Genomic DNA, 2,396 nt, shown 5'->3' on the forward strand with positions numbered 1-2,396 from the left:
CTGGCCGGACCGGTCGGCGGCCCCGCAGGCCGCCCGCGCCCTGCGACTGACCGCGCCCGACCTGCGCCGGCTCGGGGTGGTCGACGAGGTCGTGTCGGAGCCGTCGAGCGCCGCGCACGACGACCCGGCGGAGACCGCCCACCGGTTGCGTGCCGCCCTGCTGGCCAACCTCCTGCCGCTGCTGGACGTGCCGCCGGCCATGCTGGTCCGGCTGCGCCGGCAACGCTTCCGACGGTTCGGCGCGAACCGCGTCGGCACTCGGGCGGGCCTGCGATGACGGCCGGCGACGGGGCGCTGTCGACGGTCGACGCGTCCGACGACGTCGCTGTGGACGGCGAGGCGGCCCTCGCCGGGCTGCGCCGGCAGGCGCAGCACCTGATCGCCGAGCTGGCCGGGCCGGTGCGCCGGATCCGGCTGCGCAGCGGGCCGGCGGTGCTGGAGGTCGAGTGGCACCCCGAGGAGGCGACCCGACCGGACGTACCCCTGCCCCGGGCCGAGTCGGCACCGGCGGTTGGTCCGACGCCCAACGCCGCCCCTGCGGTGCTCCGGCCGCCGGTGCCCGGCCGTGCCTCGGTGCGGGCACCGATCGTCGGCACCTTCTACCGGGCGCCGGAGCCGGGCGCGCCACCGTTCGTCGCGGTGGGCGACCTGGTCCGCCCCGGCCAGCCGGTGGCCATCGTCGAGGCGATGAAGCTGATGAACGAGGTGACCGCCGACCGGGCCGGCCGGGTGGCCGCGATCCTCGTCGAGGACGGCCAGCCGGTCGAGTACGACCAGCCGCTCGTCGAACTGGATCCGGCATGACGGCGCGGGGTGGTTGACCATGTTCGAGACCGTGCTGATCGCCAACCGGGGCGAGATCGCGCTGCGGGTGCTGCGCGCCTGCAAGGAGCTCGGCGTCCGGACGGCGGTGGTCTACTCCGCCGCCGACGCCGACTCGGCGGCGGTACGCCTCGCCGACCAGGCCGTCCGGATCGGACCGGCGTCGAGTCGGCGCAGCTACCTCAACGCGGCCGCCATCGTGGAGGCGGCACGGCAGGTGGGGGCGCAGGCCGTGCACCCCGGCTACGGCTTCCTCTCCGAGGACGCCGACTTCGCCGAGATCTGTGCCGACAACGGGCTGACGTTCATCGGCCCGCCAGCGGCGGTGATGGCCGCGCTGGCCGACAAGTCCTCGGCCCGCGCACTGATGAGCCGCGCCGGCCTGCCGCTGTCGCCGGGCAGTGTCGCGCCGGTACCGACCGCCGCCGCGGCGGCCGAGGTGGCCGACACCGTCGGCTACCCGGTGATCGTGAAAGCCGCCGCCGGGGGCGGGGGCCGGGGGATGACAGTGGTGCGCACCCCGGGCGAGCTGCGCCGGGCGTACACCCGGACCCGGGCCGCCGCGCAGGCAGCCTTCGGCGACGACCGGGTGTACGTCGAGCGTTACCTCACCGAGGCGCGGCACGTCGAGGTGCAGGTGCTCTGCGACGCCCACGGCAACGGGGTGCACCTGGGCACCCGGGACTGCTCGGTGCAGCGCCGGCACCAGAAACTGGTCGAGGAGGCGCCCGCGCCGGCGCTGCCCGCCGCCGTTCTCGACACCATCGCCGAGACCGCCCTGCGGGGTGCCCTCGAGGTCGGTTTCGTTGGCGCCGGCACACTGGAGTTCCTTGTCGACGCCGAGGAGAAGTTCCACTTCCTGGAGATCAACTGCCGGATCCAGGTGGAGCATCCCGTCACCGAGATGGTCACCGGGATCGACCTGGTGCACGAGCAACTCCACATCGCCGCCGGCGTACCGCTGCGGTGGCGGCAGAAGGAGATCCGCCTGCACGGCGTTGCGGTGGAGTGTCGGGTCAACACCGAGGACCCCGAGCGCGGCTTCGCCCCCACCCCCGGCCGGTTGGAGCGGTTCACCCCACCCGGTGGCCCGTTCACCCGGGTGGACACCCACGCCAGCGCCGGTTACCTGGTCGGTCCCTGGTACGACTCGCTGCTCGCCAAGGTGATCGTCTGGGCACCCGACCGGGAGCTGGCCCTCAACCGGCTGGAACGTGCCCTGGACGAGTTCGATGTGGCCGGCCCGGGCGTGCACACCACCATCCCGTTCGTCCGGCGGGTGCTCGACGACGCCGCATTCCGCAAGGGCCGCTACACCACCGGCCTGGTCGACCGTCTGCTCTCCGCGCCCGCTCCCGGGCCGACGGCCACCCCCGCACCGCGCACCGCGCCCGCTCCCGGGCCGACGGCCACCCCCGCACCGCGCACCGCGCCCGCCGCAGATCCCGACGCAACCCACAGGAGGACCCGATGACCGTCACCCATGGTCGCCCGACGCCGTGCAGCCGCTCGGCCAGCACCCGGATGTGCTCCGGGGTGGTGCCGCAGCAGCCGGCGCTGCGCCTGTCGAAGAA

Annotated in this window: 2 protein-coding genes and 1 pseudogene; all 3 read left to right on the forward strand. The window is 74.8% G+C overall.

The window, feature by feature from the left end; translation table 11 throughout:
* A pseudogene (locus tag ABZ749_RS33940) lies at positions 1 to 277 on the forward strand (acetyl-CoA carboxylase carboxyl transferase subunit beta); the annotation flags it as partial.
* On the forward strand, positions 274 to 804 hold the full coding sequence (locus ABZ749_RS33945; RefSeq protein WP_357235194.1) for a biotin/lipoyl-containing protein: 531 nt from the start codon (positions 274 to 276) through the stop codon (positions 802 to 804). The pseudogene ABZ749_RS33940 and the gene ABZ749_RS33945, both read left to right, overlap by 4 nt.
* A 19-nt stretch (positions 805 to 823) precedes the next feature.
* On the forward strand, positions 824 to 2,296 hold the full coding sequence (locus ABZ749_RS33950; RefSeq protein ID WP_357235197.1) for an acetyl-CoA carboxylase biotin carboxylase subunit: 1,473 nt from the start codon (positions 824 to 826) through the stop codon (positions 2,294 to 2,296).
* Positions 2,297 to 2,396: the final 100 nt, after the last annotated feature.

Origin of the sequence: Micromonospora sp. NPDC047753 (genome assembly GCF_040642735.1) — a bacterium.
Classification (GTDB): Bacteria; Actinomycetota; Actinomycetes; order Mycobacteriales; family Micromonosporaceae; genus Micromonospora.